Source organism: Marinomonas gallaica (assembly GCF_001639745.1).
GTDB classification, from domain to species: Bacteria; Pseudomonadota; Gammaproteobacteria; order Pseudomonadales; family Marinomonadaceae; genus Marinomonas; species Marinomonas gallaica.
In genome coordinates this window covers 1-1,238 of record NZ_LTAX01000047.1, presented here as the reverse complement: position 1 = coordinate 1,238, position 1,238 = coordinate 1, and the positions used below count along the sequence as shown (strand labels likewise).

Annotated in this window: 1 protein-coding gene; it reads left to right on the top strand. The window is 43.9% G+C overall.

Going from position 1 to position 1,238, the window contains the following annotated elements; all coding sequences use genetic code 11:
• Positions 1-67 precede the first annotated feature (67 nt).
• A protein-coding gene (locus AYW76_RS19010; RefSeq protein WP_156489108.1) for an IS3 family transposase occupies positions 68-1,230 on the top strand; the annotation gives its coding sequence in 2 pieces (ribosomal slippage) (positions 68-323 and positions 323-1,230; 1,164 coding nt in all).
• The last annotated feature ends 8 nt before the right edge of the window (positions 1,231-1,238 follow it).

Here is a 1,238-nt window from a genome sequence, read left to right as displayed (position 1 = left end):
TGTAGTGGTCTAATGAAACCGGACACCATTTTAGGTGGTAACATAGCCATATTAAAAGAGGTGTCCAATGGCAAAACAACGTCGCACATTTTCAACAGAGTTTAAACATGAAGCTGCTAGCTTAGTTCTTGATCAAGGCTACAGCTTTACTGAGGCTTGCCAGTCTTTAGGGGTAGGTGAAACAGCTATTAGGCGTTGGGTTGATCAGTTAAAAGTTGAACGCGGAGGCATCACACCCAAAGCGAAGGCTTTAACGTCCGAGCAACAGCGCATACAAGAGCTCGAAGCTAGAGTTAGCCGATTAGAGAGGGAAAAAGCCATTCTAAAAAAGGCTACCGCTCTCTTGATGTCGGACGAGCTGGAACGTACGCGCTAATCAAGAAATTAAGGGAGCATGAATCGATCGAACTGCTCTGCGATGTATTCGATGTACCAAGCAGTAGTTACTATGACGACCTAAAGCATAAACAAAAGATCGATGCTGAACGTTTGGAGCAGCGTAGCTTAATAAAAAAGCTCTTCACTGATAGCCGTAGATCAGCAGGCAGTCGATCTCTGCAAAGTATGTTGCATGACGAAGGCTACACGATAGGACGTTTCAAAGTAAGAAGCTTGATGAAGGAAGCGAACTTATGCAGCAAACAACCAGGCGCTCATCGTTACAAGAAAACGGGAGATGAATGCCTTAGTATCCCAAATTACTTAAACCGTGAATTCAGTGTTAGCACTGCCAATCAAGTTTGGTGTGGTGACATTACTTATATTTGGGCAGAGGGAAGCTGGTACTACTTAGCAGTCGTTTTAGATCTATATCGTCGTCGTGTAGTCGGTTGGGCACTCTCGTCAAAGCCAGATGCAGAGCTTGTCGTAAAAGCCTTAGACATGGCTTATGAGCAACGTGGACGGCCTAAAAATGTAATGTTTCATTCCGATCAAGGAAGCCAATATACAAGCCGAAAATTTAGACAACGACTATGGCGTTATCGTATGAAGCAGAGCATGAGCCGTCGTGGTAATTGCTGGGATAATGCTCCGATGGAAAGAGTCTTTAGAAGCTTAAAGTCAGAATGGATGCCAACCACTGGATACATAACTCAAAGGGAAGCAAAACGAGACATTAGTTTTTATCTGATGGATTATTATAACTGGCGCAGGCCGCATCAATTTAACGATGGAGTGCCACCTGCCAAAGCAGAGAATCAACCTAATTTACTGTCCGGAATTAGTTGACCACTACA